Source organism: Pantoea sp. App145 (assembly GCF_047947045.1).
GTDB lineage: Bacteria > Pseudomonadota > Gammaproteobacteria > Enterobacterales > Enterobacteriaceae > Pantoea.
Map to the genome: position 1 here is coordinate 52,803 of NZ_CP133294.1, position 22,659 is coordinate 75,461.

Here is a 22,659-nt window from a genome sequence, read left to right on the forward strand (position 1 = left end):
AAGGTATAGCGATAAATGGCGCCTCTGACAAGTGTTAAAATACCGCAAACGGAGTAGATATTTGACAAAAAATCTTACTATGAATATTTTATCGAAAAATAGCCGATGGCAGCCGGAGAACGCATGGCAAAGCAGCAGGAACATCTCTTACTTTCTCAACTTGACGCGATTGCTGAGGGATTGAGTGCGACATTCGCACCCTTTTGTGAGGTAGTGGTCCATGACCTGACCAATCCCGAGCACGCCATACTGTCCATTCACAACAATCTTTCCGGGCGCGAATGCGGTGAGCCGGCAACAGAACTGGGGCTAGCCCGCATCGCCTCGCCTGATTTTCCCGATGTGATTGCCAACTACGCCAATCACTTTTCGGATGGACGCCCGGTGAAAAGCACATCAGTTGGTATCCGTAATGCGAAAGGCGAGTTTGTTGCGGCGTTATGCCTGAATGTGGACATGACATTGTTCCGCGGCATGCAAAGTGCTTTCGATCAGTTCACCAAAATCACCACCGATAGCATCAGCGAGAACCTGGAACCCACCGGGACCGAGTCGATTCGCCGACGCATTGATCAGTTTGCCGCGAAACTGGCAACCACGCCACGCGCGCTCAAGACAGCGGAACGCAAAGAACTGATTAATGATCTGCGCGACAACGGTTTCCTCGATATCAAACGGTCGATGGAGACGATCGCGCAGCATATTGGCGTCTCACGGGCATCGGTCTATCTCTATGCCAAGGATCAGGCGGAATAGCATCTCCCTTCAGACAGCCTGATAAGAAAAATAATCAAAATCAGCGTGGAGGTTTTCACCGGTGAAATCCTGGCAGCAGATACCGACAAATGCGCCCGTAAAGCGCTCATGGCCGCGTTCTTTAAAGTATTCATCCGAGAGTTTGCTGTATTCAACGTAACCCCCCACGTTATGCCATGTCTGCTCATCAACCGAGTAGAAGAAATATGCCGCATCATAATCCACGCGAACCTTCAAATGAATGATGCTGTCGCTGTCCAGCGTAATCCCTTCTCCGACAGGCTGACTGAATCTGTTCAGGTCATTAATCAGTAAATTAACCGTGCGCTTGCCATGGTCGTTAGTCGAGACAAAGAGATACAGATAGTTGGTGGTATCGTAATAACAAACCAGCCCGGCCATGTGCTGAAAAGAGGTGGGGTGAAAATCCACACAGGTTTGGGCCTCAAAACTGAAATCGGTCTGACGCCGCGCCACCAGACTCTGGCAATGATGGGAACTGAGTGATTCTCTGCCGTGCAGCCGCAGCCATCCCCTGCGGGTGTGCAGGCTACAGATCTGTTCTGTCAGCGGAATACGCAAACTTTGAAACTGGAGCGGTAACGTTGTGCCATCAAAATCTTCACGAGGAGGCTGTTGCGCCCAGGGACGCTCCGGCAACTGAGTGTGGATAACCTTGTCTGGCGTGGTCTTTTCATTGGCCAGCCTTAACCAGCCATCATGGCTCCAGTAAACTTTTTGGATCGCCGTCTCACGCCCCATCGGGCTTCTGCCCCTGGAGGGCAGCGGTCTGCCGCACAGATGGACCATAAACCATTCACCGGCTGGCGTTGCTACCAGGTCGGCATGCCCCGTTCGCTGCAAGGGTAAGCGGCAGTCATAGCGGGACGTCATTAACTGGCCCATGGGGTCGGTTTCATAGGGACCCGTCAGCTCGCGCGATCGCGCCATGGTGACACCATGATTGTAAAACGTGCCGCCCTCAGCGGTTAACAGATAATACCACCCCGCGCGTTCATAAAGATGTGGGCCTTCGGTTATGCCTAATTCGCTGCCAGCATAAATCTTATGCGACATACCGACGAGTTTTTGCTCTCGTTCGTCATACTGTTGCAGAATAATGCCGTTCCATTTAGGAAACCCGGGTTTGCCGCCATCCCGGTAACTCATCTCCATACTCACCAGCCATTTTGTACCGTCTTTTTTATGAAAAAGTGAGGGATCGATACCACGGCTATTAAGATAAACCGGTTCTGACCATGCCCCTTCAATATCCGTGGTTGTGACCAGATAATTATGGGTATCCCAGAATCTGCCGGTGAGATTTTTAACATCGGTATAAACCAGCCAGAACGTCCCCTGGTCATAACTTAAACAAGGCGCAAAGATTCCACCCGAGTCAGGATTGCCTTTCATATCTAGCTGGCTCACCCTGTTTAAGGGGAAAGAAATTAATTGCCAGTTTTTCAGGTCAAATGACTTATACAGCGCAACGCCAGGAAACCACTCAAAGGTTGAGGTGGCAATGTAATATGCACCGTTGGCAAAAATGATCGAAGGATCAGGATTAAAACCGGGCAGTATGGGATTGATTATTTCTGTCATCTTGCATCTCCTTCCGCTTCTGTCAGTGTATCTACAGAGTGAGTGAATGATTCACCAGGTTTATTTTTATTCAGCGTGTATTTTTTCAGTATCAGGATTAGGCTCAAAATTAACAGTGCGGGGATTACGGTAAAAATAAGCCGAATACAGAGTATGGCATCGTCTGCCTGAACGGCAGCATTGCCAACATATCCGCCGAAGGTCAGCAGCCACCCGATCAGCGCACCGCCAATCGCAATGCCCACCTTAATGGCAAACAGATTGGTGGAAAACACCAGGCCGCTAAAGGACTTCTCTGCTTTATGTTCAATATCATCGATGATATCGCTGAGCAGGCTCCATTGCAGTGGGGTTGCGGTGGAGTTAATAAAATGGATGACACCGATAATGGCACAAATAAGTATCAGGTGTTGTGCCGGTACGAAAAATAAACCAATCATAATCGCCGCCTGGACAGTCATGGCCATCTTGTAGGCGAAAACCCGGTCCAGTCTGGAATAAAGCGTGGTGGTGAACATTGAACCGATAAATTTTGCGCCAAGAATAATCGTCAATATAAGGCTGACATAATCAGGACGGTGAAGATAATAAGTCACGAAATACATCGCTCCGCCGGTTTTCAATATTCCGGCAGTCAGGTTCACAACATTAAGTACAAATATCCTTCGCCAGTTAGCATTGGCGGCTAGCTGGCGTAATTCGATAAATACGCCGCTGAATTTCTGCGAAGCATCAATCTGCGGGATATAGCGTTCTTTTGTTAACGCAAAACACAGGTAAAACATGATGCTACTGGCGATGCCCATCAATAGCATGGCGTAGAAGTAACCCTGTTGCAGGTTACCACCGGCAATCACTTTGGTCAGTGGCAGGGCAATCATGGAAACCACAATGCCACCCAGTGCGGCAAACGCGAAGCGGTATGACTGCATAGACACGCGTTCTTCCGGGTTCTTCGAAATGTTATTGATCATGGCGCAATAAGGCACGTTGACCAGCGTGTAAAGCAGAGATAACGCCGTATAGGAAACATAGGCGTAAATGACTTTGCCTGTCTCGCCAATATCTGGCGTAAAGAAGGTCAATGCACCCAGAATACCAAATGGTAACGAGAACCAAAGCAAATAAGGCCGGAACTGTCCGTGTTTAGTGGCGGTATGGTCGGCAAGAAAACCGACGTAAACATCGAAGAATGCATCGACGATACGTACCACCAGAAACATCATCCCCATGTGGAAGGCACTTAAACCATAAATATCGGTATAAAAATAGGCCATAAACAACATGATGGTTTGCCAGATAATGTTTGATGCTCCGTCACCTAGCCCATAGCCTATTTTTTCTTTAATGGTGAGTGTAGACATAATGATACCCCTGGTGCGTTCTGTGTATGTAGGTAGAGAGGTTCTGACTGCCAGGTATCAAAATTAGGCTTAAATCAGGGCCGGATATGTAGTGGTTTGGGGGTTTTATATAATTTTTTTGCGCTACCGGTGAAACGCAGATCACTATTTAACTAATTGACTTAACTCAGGGCTGGGTGCTGGTGGTGGCTGGGGGGGAAACATCATGTTTGGTGGAAAGCTGTTTAGTCGAACGCGAGTTGCTGCGGAATTTTTTCGGTGTTACCCCCATCAATGCCCGGAACTTAAAGCAGTAATACGCGCTGTCAGTAAATTCACATTGATAGGCGATTTTGGTAATGCTCAGGTCGGTATTTCTGAGTAATTCGGCAGATTGGGCGATTTTCTTGCGTAGCAGGTACTCTTTAAAACTGATTTGCATGATTTTTTTAAAGGAACGGGAGAAGTGGCTGGCAGAGAGTTTACAGTGTGCGGCCGCCTCATTAAGGCTGATGCTAAATTTTTTGCTTTTCTCAATTTGCACCACGAAGTCAATGATATTATCGAATGTGCTGTTATTTTCTCCGCTGATCACCACCTTTTCCGCAGATTCGCCATGGGTTAATACCGTATTTAATAAAAGAACCAATAAAGGATCCACTTCGTCAAGCGTATGGGGTTCATCATGTAACTCTGTCAGCCACTGAAATAAAAACTGGACCCTTTCTGCCTGGTGATGAGTCAACTGCATCACAAAGCCTGTATGAGAAGCAGATGCGGGGAAGGGATATTTCAGCCGATTCAGCACCGCAGTATCGTATTGCAGCAGGAATCGCTCATGGTCACCGGTAAAACTCAGCTCCATATCGTGCAACATCATGGATGAGACAAAGACTAAGGTATTGTCCCTGATTGGGAATTTTTCACTACCGATCGAAAAGGCCCCCTCAGCCCGATGAAACCACATGATTTCATGCTCAAGGTGCACATGCGGCCGGATGTAGACACCTTGCTGCGGAACCCCTTCACGTGCACGCAGCATGTAATCAACCCCGATAGAGGTTTCAATCCTTTCGAAAAAATGATCAGTATTCAACATGGTGCGCAAATTTCTTATAGAAAGGGGCCTGTTTCGTTATCTATAACCTGTATCAGCATTGACAATCAACACGTTTTGCCGTGTTGTTATCCACATAAAGTGTGGGTGAAATTCAGAGGTTGTCTGGTAAATAAAATGAGGTGCTTTTGCGAATACTGATTCGGGTGGTTAAATTTCTCTCTTCGAGTTCGCAACAAATTCTTTCGCAGTTCTGCTCAAGGTTGCAAATTTTCAATTCCAGTATGCTTAAAGTATGCGCCGGAACCATTTCCAGCATATGGAAAATTTCATGACGCACACTTTCACCGAACGTTTTGTTAGATTTATGATGTGTTAACCAGTCTGAAAGTTCTGATTTTTTATCTTCTTCGCTTTTATTCCGATAGAAACGGCTGGTTTGTATATGCCGTATTTTTGCCAGGAAATGGGTATAAAACCGATGTATCTCACCGAGTTGTTTAATATTCATCACAGCCTCATTAAATCAATTTAGTGAAAAATACGCCATCAGCCTGCGACGACAGGCTGATGGTTTATCACGGAATCAGAGTGGGGCAGCAGGGGCAGCAGCCTGGTCGTAACCACCCCAGATGGTCTGGTCATAGTTGATGATGGAACCCGTCATCAGCCCCGACTCTTCACTGGCTAAAAACGCCACGGCACGTGCGGCTTCCTCAGGCTGGATCAAGCGGCCAAAAGGTTGTTCCGCTGCTGCTTTCTCCAGCCAGTTATCCTCAGCTCCGTGATAAGTCCGCATAATGCGGTCTTCACCTTCTGATGACATCCAGCCAAGGTTAATACCGTTGACCCGAATACGATTGCGCAGCAATGCATAGGCGGTATTGCGGGTTAACGTCGCCAGCGCTCCTTTGGAAGAACAATAGGCTGCAATGAACGGTTGACCCGCCAGTGCCGACATCGAGCAGATATTGACAATGCTGCCGGCAATGTTTTCCCGGCGCATAATCTTGATCGTTTCCTGCATCAGGAAAAAGGGGCCACGTACGTTAGTTGCAAACATTTGGTCGAACAGCTCGGGTTCAGTATCCAAAATAGTGCCGCGATCGGTCATCCCTCCCGCATTCACCAGCACATCAACCTGGCCAAAAATTTTATCTGCCGCTGCAATTACCTGGCGGCAGTCTTCTACCGAGGACAGATCGGCGCGCACAAATTCGACTCTGGCGTTGCCTTCCGCGTTAAGTTTTGCAGCGAGGTCTGTTCCCTTTGCGTCATTCCTGCCACAAATAACCACACCGGCAGCACCTTGCTGCACAAAGTGTTTCGCGATTGCAGCGCCTAAACCCTGAGTACCACCCGTGACGACCGCCACTTTTCCGTTTAACTGATTCATTCAATAGCCCCTTCGACGAGAATGTATCCTGCTGCAATGAGTGCCGCTTGCAGGGTGTCATAACCAATACGTGCATATTTCAGTGGCGGTGCTTTTGCCGGGTCCTGCTCTGCTTCCACCACAAACCAGCCCTGATAGCCAATTTCTGCCAGTTTCTGAATGATGGCGTTAAAGTTGATGGCCCCATCGCCTGGTACGGTATAAACGCCTTTGAGAACCGCATCGAGGAAACTGTGTTGATTCCAGTCGAGTGAAGCCAGCACGTCCTGTCGTACATCCTTGGTATGGACATGAATAATGCGATTACCGTGCTTTTCCAGAATGCGCATGGGGTCAACCCCGGCAAAGACCAGATGACCGGAGTCAAACAGCAATCCAACGTTGGTGCTGGTGGCGGCCATCAGGCGATCAATATCATGCTCATCTTCGATCGCCGTCCCCATATGATGGTGGAAGGCCAGCGGTACACCGTAATCAGTACAGAAGTCGGCGAAGCGTGAGAGCTTATCACCGTATTCCTTGATCTGTGCATCGCTGAGACGCCGACGTTTTACCAGCGGAACATTCTGTTGGTTCTGTATCGTGCCCGCTGTTTCGCCATACACCAGACAGGTTGCGCCACAGTCGCGAAACAACTGCATTTGCGGCAGCGACTTTCTGATCTCATCTTCGACGCTGTTATCCAGCAGGGTGCCGGAATACCACCCTGAAACCAGCTCCAGTTGAAACTCACGCAGCAAGGGTTTGAGGGCATCGCTGGTCTTTGGGAATTTGCCGCCGGTCTCAACTCCCTGAAAACCGGCCATATGACTTTCCACCAGACAGGTTGAAAGCGGTGTGTCTCCCCCTAACTGCGGGAGGTCGTCGTTAGACCATGCGATGGGAGCGATGCCCAGTTTGGCTTTCAGCATTTTTAACCCTCCTCAATTAAATACCGATACGCTGATTTTTACGCCCGGCAACATGTTCTGCCCGGGCCTGATTAACGCTGTCGCGGGTGCTCACTTCCGGCACACCCACATCCCACCAGGCATCGCCAGGGGTCCAGTCGAATGGATGGGTTGCAATGGAAATCACGGTCGTGCGGTCATTGCCTTTGGCCCAGGTAATCGCGGCTGCCAGTTCGTCCAGGGTGGTGACTTTCCGCGCCAGTGCCCCCATCGATTGCGCATTGGCGACAAAGTCGACATGGAAGGGTTCCTGCACGCGGCAATCTTTCAGCAGGTTATTAAAGGAAGCACCACCTTTGGCGTTTTGCAGACGGTTAATCACGGCATAGCCGCCGTTATCACACACCAGCAGGATAAATTTGTGCCCCGACAACACGCTGGAATAGATATCGGAATTCATCATCATGTAGGTGCCGTCACCGATCATCACGAACACATCCTGATCTTTGCCTGCCATGGCGGCTCCCCAGCCTGCGGACAATTCATAGCCCATGCAGGAGAAGCCAAATTCACAGTCAAAAGTGCCGGGATTTTTGACGCGCCAGCCTTTGACCAGCTCACCTGGCAGGCCGCCAGCGGCACTGATGATGTAGTCTTCGGGAGCGGCGAGGGCATTCACCACACCAATCACCTGCGCATAGGTGGGGTCACCTTCGCCACAGGTACGCTCCTGTCGTCCGGCGATCAGCGCATTCCAGCCCGCAAAGGCTTTACGGCCACGTTCCAGCCAGCTGCTGTCGGCCTGCCAGTGGCCTAATGCCGCATCTAATTCGGTGATCCCTTCGCGGGCATCGCATACCAGCGGGATAGCACTGTGCTTATGTGCGTCAAAGCGGGCGGCGTTCAGTGCAATAAACTGGGCTTTCTGATCAAATACCGTCCAGGAGCCGGTAACGAAATCCATCAGGCGCGTACCGACCGCAATGATGACGTCTGCATTGCCCGCCAGCTCATTGGCCGATGTGGAACCGAGGATGCCGACAGGCCCCATGTGCATTGGATGATCATGGGTGAAGGCACCTTTACCGGCGATGGTTTCCACCACCGGAATACCATGCGCTTGGGCAAATTTTTCCAGTGCGTTCTCTGCCTGAGAGTAACGAACGCCACCACCGGAGATGATTAACGGGCGTTTAGCGCGCAGCAGACACGCTTTCGCTCTGGCAAGTAATTCCAGGTCAGGACGCTGACGCGGCATGTGATGGACACGAGGTTTGAAGAACTCTTCAGGATAATCACAGGCCATTTCCTGCACATCCTGGCAAACGCCAATAAAAGCGGGGCCACAGTCACCCGGATCCAGCATGGTGGCAACCGCCTGTGGCAGTGAAGAGATGATTTGTTCGGGCCAGGTAATGCGATCCCAGTAACGAGTAACTGTTTTAAACGCATCATTCACGGTTTGAGTCGGGTCGGTAAAGTGTTCGACCTGCTGCATCACCGGATCCGGGACGCGGCGGGCAAAACTGTCACCACAAATCATCAGCACCGGCAGACGACTGGTGTGCGCCACGCCCGCTGCAGTCAACAGATTGGTAGTGCCCGGACCAATCGAGGCGGTGACAACCATGATCTGGCGACGCACCATCGCTTTGGCGAACCCCACTGCCGCGAATGCCATCGACTGTTCATTCTGCCCGCGCCAGGTGGGAAGGGTGTCCTGCACGGCTTCTAAGGCTTCACCGAGACAAGTCACGTTGCCGTGGCCAAAAATTCCATAGACCCCGGGGAACAGCGGCACGCGTTTCCCGTCAACTTCCGTAAACTGATTACTCAGGTAGCGAACTATTGCCTGAGCTGTCGTGCAACGAATCGTAGCCATAATGTCACTCACTCTCATTGGACGCCCGAACACAGCATCATGGTTGTAATCAACAACATTCTTTGCCTTTTTATTTAAGTGGCAATAAAAGTTGCAAAATCAGATCGTCATAAGTCCTTCCCATGAGGGCAAAAGAACAACATTTATTCAGGCGCGGGTGCGTTTGCGGCTGCTTTCGGTGCGCTGTTCCCGTTCTGTAATGGTTTCAATGCGTGGCTGCGATTTTTCCGGTTGCAGAGCCGCTGCCAACGCCATGGCGATACTTTGTGCCAGACAGACCGGGGCTGCCAGTGAACGCGAGAAGCTGTACTCCTCCTCGGGCACGGTAAACAGCACGCGCGCATCCTTTGCCAGCGGTGACAGATTGCTGTCCGTTATCGCCACCACGGGTATGCCACGGGTGAACACCTCATCTGCGATGGCGATAACCTCTTTGGCGTAATGACGAAACGCAATCGCCAGCAGAACGTCGTTGTCGCGCATATTTTTCGCCATTTGTGGCGCCAGGCCACCCGATGTATCCAGCAGGATCACCCGACGATTCAGCATGGTAAAAAGATAACGCAGCAACAGGGCGATCGGTTCCGAACGAAGCTGGCCGATGATGTAGATGGTTTCCGCGTCTTTCAGTAACCGGGCGGCATTATCCAGATCGGCTGCTGTCACGTTCTGGAGCAGCTCCTGCAAGGTGGCAATATCGCGAATCACCAGGCTCTGGAGAAAACCCAGGCTGCCTTTTTCTTCATTCTTTCTCAGGTCGGCTTCCAGCGCATTTATGCGCTCGTTATAACCGGGAGCAGCAGTCGCCAGCCGTGACTGGAAAACGCTTTGCATCTGTTTAAAGCCGCTGTAGCCAAATACCTGCGCAAACCGCACCAGTACCGAAGGGTGCAAACCACACTTTGCCGCCACGGCGTTGATGGATTCCAGCGCCACGGTATTGGGGTTCTGCGTGATGTAACGGGCAGCCTGCTTATGCCTTTCCGACAGCTTTGGATACTGCGCCGTGATTTCATTAACGATTTGCTCATAGGTTTCATGCGGTAACGAATTCGCGGTGGGCGGGTCTTTACGCACTTTGGTCATTTTTCGTTTTACCTCTAAGACTCGGCCTGTTTACGCGTCAGCATGGTCACGCAATAAAAATTGCAAGTGATGCTGGAATGCAATTAGTTCTAACGCATTCCCGGACGCGGTGGAAAATTTCTTCGTAAAATTTGTGATTCCACTCGAAAAAATCATTTTAATTTTTTCTGAATTCTGAACGTGTTTCATGATGTTTTTATATAACACAATGAAAATAAACATAAAAAATCACTTGCATTTACCGTCTAGTAAAGAATTTAACCATATTGCAATTTTTGTTGCCATGATTCTACTATTGCAACCATCAGTGCTGCGAGAGCGTCTTCAGCGAATTTTTGGAGATGGTCATCAGTCGTTGCAACGTCATTCAGGTACAACCCGGCGCACCTGCCAGGCCTGAATCAAATGCCGGAGGAAAGATAAATCATGTACGAACATTTTGGACAATTTATTAATGGCAAGTGGTGCAACGGTAACGGCAGGGAACCGGTCAGCGTTGTTGATCCGGGTAATGGCAAACTACTGGGTTCCATTCCTTCCGCATCAACAGAGGATACGCTGGCGGCGTTGAGCGCAGCGGAAATCGCGTTGGAGGGCTGGAAGCATACCCCGGCATGGACCAGAGCCGATCTCCTTGAGGCGGTGGCGCGCGAGATGACGGCAGCGGCGGCGGAAGCTACCGTGGTGATTTCTAAAGAAAGCGGTAAACCGCTGGCGCAGGCAAAGCGCGAGTGGGAGCTCTCCATCGACCAGTTTGTCTGGTATGCCGGTGAAGCGCGTCGTATTTATGGCCGCGTGGTGGAAAGCCGGGTACCCGGCGGGCGCTGCGAAGTTTTGCATGAACCTGTCGGTGTGGTGGCCGCCTTTACCGCATGGAACTTCCCGGTGGTGCTGGTGGCACGCAAACTGGCTCCGGCCCTGGCGGCGGGTTGTACTGTGGTCCTGCGCCCTTCGAATGAAGTGCCCGGTTCCGCCATGATGATATTTGAGTGTCTGCGCAAAGCCGGTTTACCCGCTGGTGTAGCTAATCTGGTCGTCGGACCAACTGCGGATACCTACGAACCCCTGATTACTTCGCCGGTGGTGAAAAAAGTCTCGCTGACCGGTTCAACGCAGCTGGGCCAGCAGATGATTCGTGACTCTGCTGCCACCATCAAACGACTCAGCATGGAGCTGGGCGGGAATGCACCGGTTATTGTCTTTGACGATGCCGATCTGGAAAAAGCGCTCGATTTATCCGTGGCGACCAAGTTTGCCAACTGTGGTCAGGTGTGCGTGACCTGTGACCGCTTTTACGTGCATGAAAGTCTCTACAGCGCATTTGTTGAGGGATTTGCCAGCCGGGCCAGCAAACTGCAAGTGGGTTACGGCCGGGATGAAGGCACGGCGATGGGCCCACTGATTAACCCCCGTCGCTTACAGGCGATTGAAGCCATTGTTGCCGATGCGCGGCAGAAGGGGGCCAGTGTGGTGACCGGCGGACATCGTATTGAACTCAACGGCGGTTATTTCTATGCGCCAACAGTTATCGCCGATGTTCCTGACGATGCGCTGGCGATCGCCGAAGAGAACTTCGGTCCTATTGCCGCCATCACCTCTTTCAATGACAGCGAAGATCTGTGGGCACGCGTCAATAACTCCTCTTTTGCCCTCTCTGCTTATGCCTTTACCCGCGATCCGGCGCGTATCCGGGAAACCGTTGCGCGTCTGGAGTCGGGCATGGTCGGCATTAACAGTTATGCACTGGCGGCAGCAGAAGTCCCGTTCGGCGGGATCAAAGCCAGTGGCATGGGGCGTGAAGGCGGTTCTGAAGGTATTCACGACTATATGAACGTCAAACTGGCCCAGATCGTGGTGTAAGGAGCGGAAATGAAACTGAACAATATTAAAGCACGCTGGAGCGAAGGCAAAACCGTCCTTAACGGCTGGCTGAGTATGGCTAACGCCTTTTCTGCGGAGATCATGGCAGAGCAGGGTTATGACTCCCTGACTATCGACCTGCAACATGGTTTTATCGGCTATGAAGAAGCCAAACCGATGCTCCAGGCGATGCGCGCCAGTGGCGTTGCGCCGATGGTCCGGGTGCCGTGGCTGGAACCCGGCATCATTATGAAAGCGCTGGATGCCGGTGCATGGGGGGTGATCTGCCCGATGGTAAATACCGCTGAACAGGCGCAGTCGCTGGTGTCCTGTGTACGCTATCCACCTACCGGCAGTCGCAGCTTTGGGCCAACGCGCGTATCAATCTCCGCAGGGGCCGATTACGGCCAGTATGCCGACGACCATGTGGTGTGCTTTGCCATGATCGAGACGGCAGAAGCGGTGAACAACCTTGAAGCGATTGTCGCGACTCCGGGACTTGATGGAATTTATATCGGTCCGGCTGATTTGACCCTCGGTCTGACGGGCCGGAAATATCGCACTGGCTTTGATCGCGAAGAGCCCGAAATTGTTGAGGCGATTAAGCACATCCTTGATGTTGCCCACCGCGCCGGGAAAAAGGCAGGTCTGCATAACGGCACCCCGGCTTATGCCGCCAGAGCGGCGGAGTGGGGCTTCGATTTGGTCACCGTCTCCAATGACGTACAACTGCTGCGTGCGTCAGCTGCGGCCAGTGTGCAGAAATTTCGTGAGCTGAATGAAGGCGCAGCACGGAATAGCCAACCAACCCAGCCTGGAGGCTATTGATATGCCACATGTATTGGTTGCCGGAAAAATTCATGAAGCCGGGTTGGATATTCTGCGTAAAGCACCGGGCATCACCCTGACGCTGGTGCCGCAAGTCAGTGTCGAAAGTTATGCACCTCACCTGCCACAGGCTGATGCGTTATTGATCCGTACTCAGCCTCTGACAGCGAAAGAGATTGCGCTGGCCAGTCAGCTGAAAATGGTTTCACGTCATGGTGTGGGTTATGACTCGGTTGATGTTAACGCGCTGACGGAGCGCAACATCCCGTTGGCGATTGTGGGTGACGTGAACTCCCTTTCCGTTGCGGAGCATACTCTGTCAATGCTGCTGGCGGTGGCAAAGCGGATCTGTTACTTCGACCGCAGCATTCGCGAAGGGCAGTGGAATCGTCGCAACAGCTTTTCCGCCGTGGAAATCGCGCATCGTACTCTGTTTATTCTGGGTTTTGGCCGCATCGGCCGTGAGGTGGCGCGGCTGGCAAAGAGCTTCCGCATGGAAGTAACGGCTTACGATCCTTATCTTTCCGACGAGGTGTTTGCTGAGCATGGTGTGAGGCGGGTGACTGAGGTCCATGCCGGGCTAAAAACCGCCGATGCCGTGACGGTGCACCTCCCGCTCAGCGGTGACAAACCGTTAATCGGGCGTGAGGAGCTGGCGATGATGAAAAGTGGCGCGATGCTGATTAACACCGCACGCGGCGGCATTGTCGATGAAGATGCGCTGGCGGATGCCTTGCAGCGTGAGCATCTGGCGGGTGCGGGGCTGGATGTTCTCAAAGAAGAACCCGCCAGCCTGAGTTCTGCGCTGTTGCAGCAAAGCGATCGGCTGATTCTCAGCCCCCATTCGGCGGGGTTAACCGAAGAAGCGGCGATGCGGATGTCGGTATCCGCCGCCACCAATATTGTGAATTACTTCAACGGGCAACTGGATAACCATCTGGTTGTAAATCAGCAGGTTCTGGCGTTACAGGACCTGATGAGTCAGTTGCCCTGATAACCCTAACTTCCCTCTCTCTGGAGAAATTCATGATCAGAATCGCGATCCTGGGTGCCGGTCGCATCGGCCAGGTCCATGCAGCGAATGTGGCCCGACATCAAGACGCAACACTTGCCGTGATTGCCGATCCCTTTATCGCCAATGCCCAGGCGCTGGCGGCAACGTGGGGCGGTGCGGCGATTTCCGACCCGCTGGCAGCGATTGCGGACCCGGACATTGACGCGGTGGTGATTGGCACACCGACTCACACCCATGTGGAGCTGATGCTGGCGGCCGCCAAAGCGGGTAAGGCGGTGCTGTGCGAAAAACCGGTCGATCTGGATATCAGCAAAGCACTGGCAGCAGATAAGGCGCTGGGTGAACGGCGCAATAAGGTGATGCTCGGCTTCAACCGGCGTTTTGACCCGGGATTCAGTGAAATCAGGCAGCGGATGCAGCAGGGGGAGATTGGTGACCTGCACCAGGTGATTATCACCAGTCGCGACCCAGGGCTGGCACCGATGGGTTACCTCGAAACCTCGGGTGGCATCTTCCGCGATATGGTGATCCATGACTTTGACCTGGCGCGCTGGATGCTGGGGGAAGAACCGACCGAAGTTTTTGCTGTCGGCAGCCGCCTGTTTGAACCGTCGCTGGAGAAACTGGGTGACTACGACACTGTGATGGTGCAGATGCGTACGGCCTCTGGCAAACAATGTCAGATCAACTGTAGCCGCCAGGCGGTTTATGGCTACGACCAGCGCATGGAGGTGTTTGGTTCCGCGGGCATGTTGCTGAATGACAACCTGCGTGAAACCACGGTGCGTCGCTACAGCGCAGACGAAACCGAAACGCGTGGCCCGCTGCTTAACTTTTTTATGCAGCGCTATACCGACGCCTATCGGCTGGAGATGGCCGCCTTTATCGCGTCAATCAAAGAAGGCTCGCCGCTGCCGACCTCGGTGTTTGATGGCTGTCAGGCACTGAAGTTGGCTGACGCGGCGCAGCTTTCCGCCGATACCCACGCTGTTGTCACGCTGAATTAAAAGGAGAGAACCATGCGCAAACTCGGAGTTGGTCTGATCGGGACCGGATTTATGGGCAAATCCCACGCCATGGCGTGGCGGGCTGCGGCGTCATTTTCCGGCGAGGTGCAGCCGGTGCTGGTTAGCGTGGCGGATATTGACGGGGCAGCGGCAGAGAAGGCGGCGCAGCAATATGGTTTTCAGCGCTGGACTACTCACTGGCAGGATCTGATTGATGATCCTGAGATTGATGTGATTTCCATTACCTCGCCCAACCGTTTCCATGCGGAGCAGTCGCTGGCAGCGATTGCTGCCGGTAAGCATGTGCACTGCGAAAAGCCGCTGGCACCGAATAGCGAGATTGCAGAACAGATGTATCGTGCAGCGGAAAAGGCCGGTGTGGTCACGCAGGTCGGTTTTAACTACATCAAAAACCCGTTGCTAAAACTGGCGAAAAACATGATTGCGGCGGGTGAACTGGGGGATATCACCGGTTTTCGCGGTATTCACGCGGAAGACTTTATGACCAGCCCGCAAGTCCCCTGGTCCTGGCGTCTCGACCCGACCGGAGGGGCGGGAGCCGTTGCGGATTTAGGCAGCCATATTCTCGGCATGGCGCGCTTCCTGCTGGGGCCGATTACCGGGTTATTCGCCGATCTGGATACGGTGGTGAAATCCCGCCCGGAACACGCTGGTTCAAGCGTGATGAAAGCGGTTGAAGTGGATGATATCGCGCGTCTGACGGTGAAGTTCGCCCGTGGCTGTGCCGGACAGATTGAAGCCAACTGGGTTGCATCCGGGCACAAAATGCAGCTGGGTTTTGAAGTGACCGGTACGCGCGGCTCGCTGATTTTCAATCAGGAACGCTTCAACGAACTGCAATTCTTCCAGTTCGGTGGCAACGAAGCGCAGAACGGCTTCAGAACGCTGGTGGCGGGACCTGAACATGCACCTTATGGTTTGTTCTGTCCGGCGGCAGGGCATCAAATCGGTTTTAACGATCTGAAAACCATTGAGATGCTGGAGTTTATTCAGTCAATCAGTCAGGGCAATGCCATTGGCCCGGATTTTAAAGAGGCTTTTGAGATTCAGAAACTGGTAGACGCAGCGGTGGCGTCTTCACGCGAGCGCAGCTGGATTTCAATATAAGTCACGTAGAGGTGAGAAGGCAGGACGCTCAGGCGAGGCAGGATGCCTCATTTATTCTAATCAGGAGAACAGTTTTATTTCCTGAATATCTGGCCATTATGTGTATCTGATGAAAAATCAGTGTTCTTCTTTTTTATTTATATTTTTATGGGAGATGTGCTGAGAAATTTGCAGTAGAAGTAAACCCTACGTAATAGCAGTAAATAATAAAATCATCGCGTCAGTGAATAGCTGATATTAACGACTATTGTGGAAGGCTATCATGAAGAAAATCATCTTACTCTGTCTGACTCTACTCACTCTCAGCCCTTCTGTGTTTGCTTTACAGGTCGGCGTCAGTATCGCACAAATGGACGATGTATTTCTCTCCCGGCTGAGAGGTTACATTATTGAGCACGCGAAAGAATATCCGGATATGAAATTACAATTCGAAGATGCGCAGGGTGCCGTCGATAAACAGCTCAGTCAGGTACAAAGTTTTATTAGTGCCAAAGTCGACGTGATTATTGTCAACCCGGTCGATACTCAGGGTACCAAAAATATGACGGATGCTGCCCGGGCAGCAAAAGTTCCTCTGATTTATCTCAACAGGATGCCAGCGGATTCAAAAATGGGTGATGGCATTAGTTATATAGGCAGTGACGAAATTGAAGCCGGTCGTCTGCAAATGGGCTACCTCGCCGAGATGGTTAAAGATCGTAAAAGCGTCAATGTAGCCATTATGAAAGGGCTGCTGAGTAATGATGCAACCCGCTTCCGCACCCAGGGCGCGAAAGAAGTCATTGCCAAACATCCCAACATGCATGTGGTGATGGAAGACACCGCCAAATGGATGCGCGAAGACGGCATGAACCTGATGAACAACTGGATTCTCACCGGCCAAAAGATCGACATCCTCTCAGCGAATGCCGATGAAATGGCCATCGGCGCGGCAATGGCGATTAAAAGCAATGGCCTGAACATCGGCAAAGACATTCTGGTGGGCGGTACCGACGGCGGCCCGAATGGTTTGCAGGCGATCAAAACCGGCTTGCTGACAGTGACGGTGTTCCAGGACGCGAAGTCACAGGCTTATGGTGCCGTGGATATGGCAGAGAAAGCAGCCAAAGGCGAAACCCTTAAAGACATCAACTTTATCCCGTTCCAGCTGGTGACACCGCAGAACTACCAGAAATTTATGACCCATTAATCGTTGTTCCTTTCTGTGTCCTTCGCACCTGTGAAGCCGGCAGGTGCATTTTTTTCAATCAGGAGTCGTTATGAAAACAATTAAGGGTCCTGGCGTTTTTCTGGCGCAGTTTGCCGGAGACAGTACGCCTTTTAATACGCTGGCGGGGATGGCTGCATGGGCCGCAGAAAAAGGATTTAAAGGCGTCGAGATTCCGAGCTGGGACACCCGCCTGATTGACCTGCGCAAGGCGGCTGAAAGCCAGACCTATGTTGATGAGATACTGGGAGTATTAAGCGAACACGGCTTAACTCTGACGGATTTGGCCAGCCATCTCCAGGGGCAGCTGGTGGCACTGCATCCGGCATTCGATCTGCCTGCCGATAGCTTTGCGCCGCAAGCACAGCGCAACAATCCACAGGAACGGCAGCAATGGGCGACTGAGCAGCTGTATCTGGCTGCGAAAGCCTCACGCCGTTTTGGTCTAACCAAACACGTTACCTTCTCTGGCACCCTGTTGTGGCCTTACCTCTATCCCTATCCCCAGTGGCCGGAAGGGTTGATTGAAGAAGGCTTCAGTGAGCTGGCGCGCCGCTGGATGCCGATCCTTAATGCCTTCGATGAACAGGGCATTGACCTGTGCTACGAAATTCACCCGACGGAAGATCTGCATGATGGCCTGACATTTGAGCGTTTCCTGGAGAAAACCGGCAATCATACGCGTTGCAACATCATGTACGACCCGAGTCATCTGGTGTTGCAGGGGATCGATTACCTCACTTACATCGACCACTACCACGAACGTATCAAAGCCTTTCACGTTAAGGATGCGGAATTCCGCCCGAATGGCAAAACCGGGGCCTACGGTGGCTACCAGCCGTGGACCAGCCGCGCCGGACGCTTCCGATCGCCGGGCGACGGTCAGACCGATTTTGCAGGCATCTTCTCAAAACTCACTGGCTATGACTTTGATGGCTGGGCGGTGCTTGAGTGGGAGTGCTGCTTCAAAAACCCGGAAGATGGCGCGCGGGAAGGGGCGAAGTTTATTGATGAACACATTATCCGCGTCACCAACAAGTCCTTTGATGACTTCTGCAAATCCTATGCAGATCAGTCACTGAATAAAAAAATCCTCGGCATTTAAGGAGCCCCTTATGAGTAAATCATCCCTGCAAGGCCGACGCATTCGTCTCGGTATGATTGGCGGTGGCGAAGGTGCCTATATTGGTGGGATCCATCGCTTTGCCTCCCGGCTGGATAATGAGTATGAGCTGGTGGCTGGCGCATTTGATGTCAATGCCGAACGTGGGCATGCTTTTGCGGCGCAGCATCATATCGCGGCAGATCGCTCCTATGACAACTACACCTCAATGATTGCCGCCGAAAAAGTGCGTGAAGACGGGGTTGATGTGGTGGCGATCTGCACCCCCAATTTTACCCATTTCCCGATTGCACGCGCTTTTCTTGAGGCGGGTATTGATGTCATTTGTGAAAAACCACTGACGACCACGCTCGATGATGCCGAAGCACTGGCGGAGGTGGTGCGCACCACCGGCGGTTTTCTCGGCGTCACCTATACCTACTCCGGCTATCCGATGATTATGGAAGCCCGCCAGCGTGTGGCTCAGGGGCTGATTGGCAATGTGCGCACCGTGCAGGTGGAATATCCGCTGGAGTGGATGGCGACCGGGGTCGAACTGAAAAATAACCAGCAGGCGGCGTGGCGTGTTGATCCAAAGAAAAATGGTCGTGGCGGTTCAATTGGGGATATCGGTACCCATGCCTACCATCTCGCCGCTTATGTTACCGGGCTGAAGGCGGAGAGTGTGATTGCTGACCTGGCCACCTTTGTCGGAGGACGTGCGCTGGATGATAACGCCCATGTGATGATTCGGTACGAGGGTGGCGCGCGCGGGTTGTTGTGGTCGTCTCAGGTGGCGATTGGTTGTTCTAACGCATTGCGTCTGCGTGTCTTCGGCGAAACCGGCAGCCTGATGTGGTATCAGGAACAGCCCAATGAGCTGGTCTACACGCCGCTGGAAGGTTATACGCAGATTATCAAACGCGGTCGGGAAGATCTGGATGATCTGACCAAAGCCCGTACCCGCACGCCGCCCGGGCACCCGGAAGGTTACATTGAAGCTTTTACCAATCTCTACAGCGGGTTTGCTTCTGCTTTGCGCGCGCGCGATCAGCAGCAGGAGATTGAGGGTATCGGCGCCGCTGTGCCACAAATCTATGACGGGCTGAAAGGTGTGGCGTTTGTCGATGCCGTGGTCGATAGCCACGAACAAGGTACCGTTTGGGTGAAGCCCAAATATCGCTAAGCATCAGCAACTCACTGAAAACGGAGGCTCCCCGATGCATACTTTACCTGTTCAGCATGGTGATCCTGATTCTGCTAAAAGGATTGAAGGGCGCTTCAGACAGTTGGCAAAGCATCAGGGAGTCAACGCGAATCAGCTAAAGCTGAATCTGATGGAGCACTATCTCAATCAATGGCGCTGTAAGCTCGCTCTGACAGCGATTAACGTCTGCGTTCTTGACGATGCCTTCCGGCGTAAAATGCGCAAACCTATCCCTGTCTATCTTAGTGTTTCCGGGCTGACGCTCATCACCAGTCATCAGGGCATCGCGGTTAGATTGCCCTGTTATGTCAGTCCCTATGAGCATTGCCGCATCATCTCGCTGGAAAAATACCGTGGTTGTCCTGATGCGAATGGTATGAATTTTAATGCAATGCTGTTACCGCAATCTTTGTTCGCTGAAGGGCTGGCGTGGGAAGGTTATGTGCAGATTTTTGACCCGATTTATCATCAGGAGATGCAGCGCAATCGCTTAATTGAAAGCGTGAAAGCTGACCTTTATCATCAGGTGCAACAGGGGCTGGAGCGCTATCAACGTGAACTGGAGCAATAAATAAGGCTGTTCCGGGGAACAGCCTTAGGTCTCACATCAGCGTAGTGATGAATTAATCCTTTTTATCCGGCAGGGCATAGGCAATCACATAATCACCCCGGTTGGCATTGGTGCCGGTGCGGGTTGCCCCTCCGGCGACCACTACGATGTACTGTTTGCCATCTTTACCCATATAGGTCATCGGCGCACCCTGACCACCGACGGGCAGACGTCCACGCCACAGCTCATGACCCGTGTTATTGTCAAACGCGCGGACATAGTAATCCAGAGAACCGTGGAAGAATGTCAGGCCTCCTTTAGTTACCAGCGGGCCACCCATGGTTGGCATACCCAACGGGATATTCACTCCTGGCGTGATGCCATGCACAGGCGCGTCCTGAATACTGCCTACCGGCACCTGCCAGCGGATTTTTCCCGTGGTGAGGTCGATAGCTGTCATGCTACCAAATGGCGGTTTGAAACAAGGCACACCCAGCGGTGACATAAACATTGAGCGTTGCACACCCCAGGGCGTACCTAATTGCTCGGAGTATTCCCCTTCGGTACTGGCCTTCAGTCCTTTACGTTCAGCCTCTTCACGTTTAATGAACTGGCCCCATTGCGCCATGCGGATATCGTTAACAATCAACGTGCCGGTAGACATATCCAGTGCGCCGCCACCCCAGTTAAACCCGCCGTAATAGCCTGGATAAATCAGGGTACGCTGTTTATCGGACAACGGGGTAAACGGACCTTCCCAGCGCATTTGTTTGAACTGGATACGGCAATAAAGCTGGTCAAAAATCGATGCGCCCCACATATCGCTCTCTTTCAGCGGCGTAGCACCGACAGAGATGGCTGAGAAGGGTTGTGTGTCAGCAACTTTCATACCCGGCATGGCATCGGTCGCGACCTTGCGGTATTCAACTGGAACCACGGGTTTACCGGTGCGACGATCAAGAACGAAGACTTCGCCACGCTTGGTTAACTGAATAACCACCGGCGTAACCTGGCCATCTTTACCAGGTAGATCGTACAGAATCGGCTGGGAAGAAACGTCATAGTCGAACTGGTCAGCGTTGGCGGTGCGGAAGTGCCAGCGCTCTTTACCGGTTTTCATCTCAACCGCAACGATGGAGTCATTATATTCTTCAGAATAGCCATGGCGGTTGCCGTTCCAGAAGTCAGGCGTCTGGTTACCTGTCGGGAAGTAGGCGAGACCCAGTTTCGGATCGTAGGAGGCAGTACCCCAGAAGTTAGGTGACTCTTCGGCGTAAACTTCGCCATCTGGCAGCGGCGAGCTGTCTTTTGCGCCACGTGCCGGATCCCATGCCCATAACAGCTTGCCGCTACGAACATCATAGCCACGCACTACACCAGAAGGCTCACCGGTTTCGAGGTTGTCATTCAGATGACCACCGACCATGATGATGCCATCAGCAACCAGCGGTGCAGAGGTCGGGAAGAAGTCTCCCGGCGCTCTCGGGCCAAGGCCTTTCAGCAGGTCGACGAAACCGTGGTCACCAAAATCGTCACACAGCTTACCGGTTTCAGCATCGACGGTAAAAATGCGCGCATCAATGGTGGTGCCGACGATGCGCTTGCGGCAGGCTACTGTTGCCACAGGCAGGCTGTGATCGTCAGCATTTATCGGCAATGTCGTCAGATCCGCATAACCAATACCACGACAGCGTTTCCAGGTGGCATTGGCACCGCCAATTTTAACCTGCGGGTCATAACGCCACTTTTCTTTACCGGTTTCAGGATCAATAGCGATGATCTTATTGAAAGGGGTACACATATACATTGTGTCACCCACCTTCAACGGTGTGGTCTGGTATTCAGCACCATCGATCGCCAGATCCCCGGTGCGATAAGTCCAGGCAACTTTCAGGTCTTTGACGTTGGTGGTGTTGATTTGCTGAAACTGAGCAAAACGCTGTCCCAGGGTGTTTCTTCCCCAGGCGCTCCAGTCGTTGCCACTGTTATCTTCTGCGGTTTTATCGATCACGGTAGGTGGCGGGGTGCCTGCTTCGACTTCGACCTCCGGATGTACCCGGAACATATTGGCAAACATCGTGATCAGCGCGACGAAAATGCTGAGCGACACCACGTAAGACACATATTTATTCAAGGCCGGTGAGCCACTGTTGTTCTTCAACAGCGGTGAGAACAGCGTTGCGAGTAAAGCAATAATCAGGAATGCAATGGTGCGCGGGACTAATTGCCAGAAATCGCTGCCGACTTCGGAGAAGGCCCAAATCAGGCTGACAATAAGCAGCGCCCAGGAGAGATAGACGGCCCAGGCTTTCGCGCGGAAAAACCCTAACCCTGAACCTGCCATGGCAAGTCCTGCCGGAAGATAGAACCACGAACCACCCAGACTAATCAGATAAGCCCCACCTGCGGCTAAAGCCAGGCCGAGCAGGATCAGACCGATCCCCACCAGCCGGATTAAAATGCTAATACTACTCTTCATGTTTAAAAATACCCTTGCGTTTAAAATACACATCCTTAATAAAGATGTGATGAGAATTATGGTTAATGTTTATATTGCTCCCTGCTATATTTTAAAGACGCAGCGGCTCGCTCCTGTTGTCAAAGGCAACGGAGTTTCTGCGAAATAAATAAAATTGATTGTTGCCTTGCTAAGGTTGGATATCAGAGATGTAATTTATACATGGCTTTAACCCTGATCTTAAAGGCAGCAAACAAGGTTGTTCGCTGACTACAACTTAAG

19 protein-coding genes are annotated in these 22,659 nt (G+C 52.2%); 10 read left to right on the top strand and 9 right to left on the bottom strand.

Annotated elements, in window-relative coordinates:
• Positions 1–123: 123 nt before the first annotated feature.
• A complete protein-coding gene (locus RCF31_RS26885; protein WP_416414743.1) occupies positions 124–756 on the top strand; it encodes a helix-turn-helix transcriptional regulator in 633 nt (210 codons plus the stop codon).
• Between the two features lie 9 nt (positions 757–765).
• On the opposite strand, the gene RCF31_RS26890 is transcribed toward RCF31_RS26885, so the two are convergent.
• The 8 genes from RCF31_RS26890 to RCF31_RS26925 form a co-directional block, all read right to left on the bottom strand.
• Entirely contained in the window at positions 766–2,361 is a 1,596-nt protein-coding gene (locus RCF31_RS26890; RefSeq protein WP_416414744.1) for a glycoside hydrolase family 43 protein, read from the bottom strand.
• Entirely contained in the window at positions 2,358–3,725 is a 1,368-nt protein-coding gene (locus tag RCF31_RS26895; protein WP_416414745.1) for a glycoside-pentoside-hexuronide (GPH):cation symporter, read from the bottom strand. Before RCF31_RS26895 ends, RCF31_RS26890 begins: the two co-directional genes overlap by 4 nt.
• Before the next feature lie 166 nt (positions 3,726–3,891).
• Positions 3,892–4,803, bottom strand: coding sequence for a helix-turn-helix transcriptional regulator (locus RCF31_RS26900; protein WP_416414746.1), 912 nt, complete (start codon positions 4,801–4,803; stop codon positions 3,892–3,894).
• Positions 4,804–4,915: 112 nt separating this feature from the next.
• The gene (locus RCF31_RS26905; RefSeq protein WP_416414747.1) at positions 4,916–5,272 is read right to left on the bottom strand and encodes a hypothetical protein; all 357 of its coding nucleotides are present in this window, start codon (positions 5,270–5,272) and stop codon (positions 4,916–4,918) included.
• 75 nt (positions 5,273–5,347) lie between these two features.
• Positions 5,348–6,157 (bottom strand): SDR family oxidoreductase, encoded by an 810-nt coding sequence (locus tag RCF31_RS26910; protein ID WP_416414748.1) that lies wholly within the window; start codon positions 6,155–6,157, stop codon positions 5,348–5,350.
• Positions 6,154–7,068: a myo-inosose-2 dehydratase gene (iolE, locus tag RCF31_RS26915; protein ID WP_416414749.1), complete on the bottom strand. Its 915-nt coding sequence runs from the start codon at positions 7,066–7,068 to the stop codon at positions 6,154–6,156. Before iolE ends, RCF31_RS26910 begins: the two co-directional genes overlap by 4 nt.
• A gap of 16 nt (positions 7,069–7,084) precedes the next feature.
• On the bottom strand, positions 7,085–8,929 hold the full coding sequence (gene iolD / locus RCF31_RS26920; RefSeq protein WP_299454497.1) for a 3D-(3,5/4)-trihydroxycyclohexane-1,2-dione acylhydrolase (decyclizing): 1,845 nt from the start codon (positions 8,927–8,929) through the stop codon (positions 7,085–7,087).
• 147 nt (positions 8,930–9,076) lie between these two features.
• Positions 9,077–10,015 carry a MurR/RpiR family transcriptional regulator gene (locus RCF31_RS26925; RefSeq protein WP_299454494.1) on the bottom strand — a complete coding sequence of 313 codons (939 nt, stop codon included), beginning with the start codon at positions 10,013–10,015 and terminating at the stop codon, positions 9,077–9,079.
• A 426-nt stretch (positions 10,016–10,441) separates the two neighbouring features.
• Between RCF31_RS26925 and RCF31_RS26930 the strand changes: the two genes are divergently transcribed.
• The 9 genes from RCF31_RS26930 (at position 10,442) to RCF31_RS26970 (ending at position 19,940) form a co-directional block, all read left to right on the top strand.
• Positions 10,442–11,875 carry an NAD-dependent succinate-semialdehyde dehydrogenase gene (locus tag RCF31_RS26930; RefSeq protein WP_416414750.1) on the top strand — a complete coding sequence of 478 codons (1,434 nt, stop codon included), beginning with the start codon at positions 10,442–10,444 and terminating at the stop codon, positions 11,873–11,875.
• A gap of 9 nt (positions 11,876–11,884) precedes the next feature.
• Entirely contained in the window at positions 11,885–12,703 is an 819-nt protein-coding gene (locus RCF31_RS26935) for an HpcH/HpaI aldolase family protein (protein WP_416414751.1), read from the top strand.
• A gap of 1 nt (position 12,704) precedes the next feature.
• On the top strand, positions 12,705–13,697 hold the full coding sequence (locus tag RCF31_RS26940; RefSeq protein WP_299454485.1) for a hydroxyacid dehydrogenase: 993 nt from the start codon (positions 12,705–12,707) through the stop codon (positions 13,695–13,697).
• Positions 13,698–13,729: 32 nt separating this feature from the next.
• Positions 13,730–14,725 (top strand): inositol 2-dehydrogenase, encoded by a 996-nt coding sequence (gene iolG / locus RCF31_RS26945; protein WP_299454483.1) that lies wholly within the window; start codon positions 13,730–13,732, stop codon positions 14,723–14,725.
• Between the two features lie 12 nt (positions 14,726–14,737).
• Positions 14,738–15,853 (top strand): Gfo/Idh/MocA family protein, encoded by a 1,116-nt coding sequence (locus tag RCF31_RS26950; RefSeq protein ID WP_299454480.1) that lies wholly within the window; start codon positions 14,738–14,740, stop codon positions 15,851–15,853.
• A 262-nt stretch (positions 15,854–16,115) separates the two neighbouring features.
• Positions 16,116–17,042, top strand: coding sequence for a substrate-binding domain-containing protein (locus tag RCF31_RS26955; protein ID WP_299454477.1), 927 nt, complete (start codon positions 16,116–16,118; stop codon positions 17,040–17,042).
• A gap of 70 nt (positions 17,043–17,112) precedes the next feature.
• The gene (locus RCF31_RS26960; RefSeq protein ID WP_416414753.1) at positions 17,113–18,165 is read left to right on the top strand and encodes a sugar phosphate isomerase/epimerase family protein; all 1,053 of its coding nucleotides are present in this window, start codon (positions 17,113–17,115) and stop codon (positions 18,163–18,165) included.
• Positions 18,166–18,175: 10 nt separating this feature from the next.
• Positions 18,176–19,348 (top strand): Gfo/Idh/MocA family protein, encoded by a 1,173-nt coding sequence (locus RCF31_RS26965; RefSeq protein WP_416414754.1) that lies wholly within the window; start codon positions 18,176–18,178, stop codon positions 19,346–19,348.
• A gap of 34 nt (positions 19,349–19,382) precedes the next feature.
• Positions 19,383–19,940 carry a hypothetical protein gene (locus RCF31_RS26970; RefSeq protein ID WP_299454469.1) on the top strand — a complete coding sequence of 186 codons (558 nt, stop codon included), beginning with the start codon at positions 19,383–19,385 and terminating at the stop codon, positions 19,938–19,940.
• Between the two features lie 52 nt (positions 19,941–19,992).
• Here RCF31_RS26970 and RCF31_RS26975 read toward each other — a convergent pair whose 3' ends face one another.
• Positions 19,993–22,398: a membrane-bound PQQ-dependent dehydrogenase, glucose/quinate/shikimate family gene (locus tag RCF31_RS26975; protein WP_416414756.1), complete on the bottom strand. Its 2,406-nt coding sequence runs from the start codon at positions 22,396–22,398 to the stop codon at positions 19,993–19,995.
• Between the last annotated feature and the right edge of the window lie 261 nt (positions 22,399–22,659).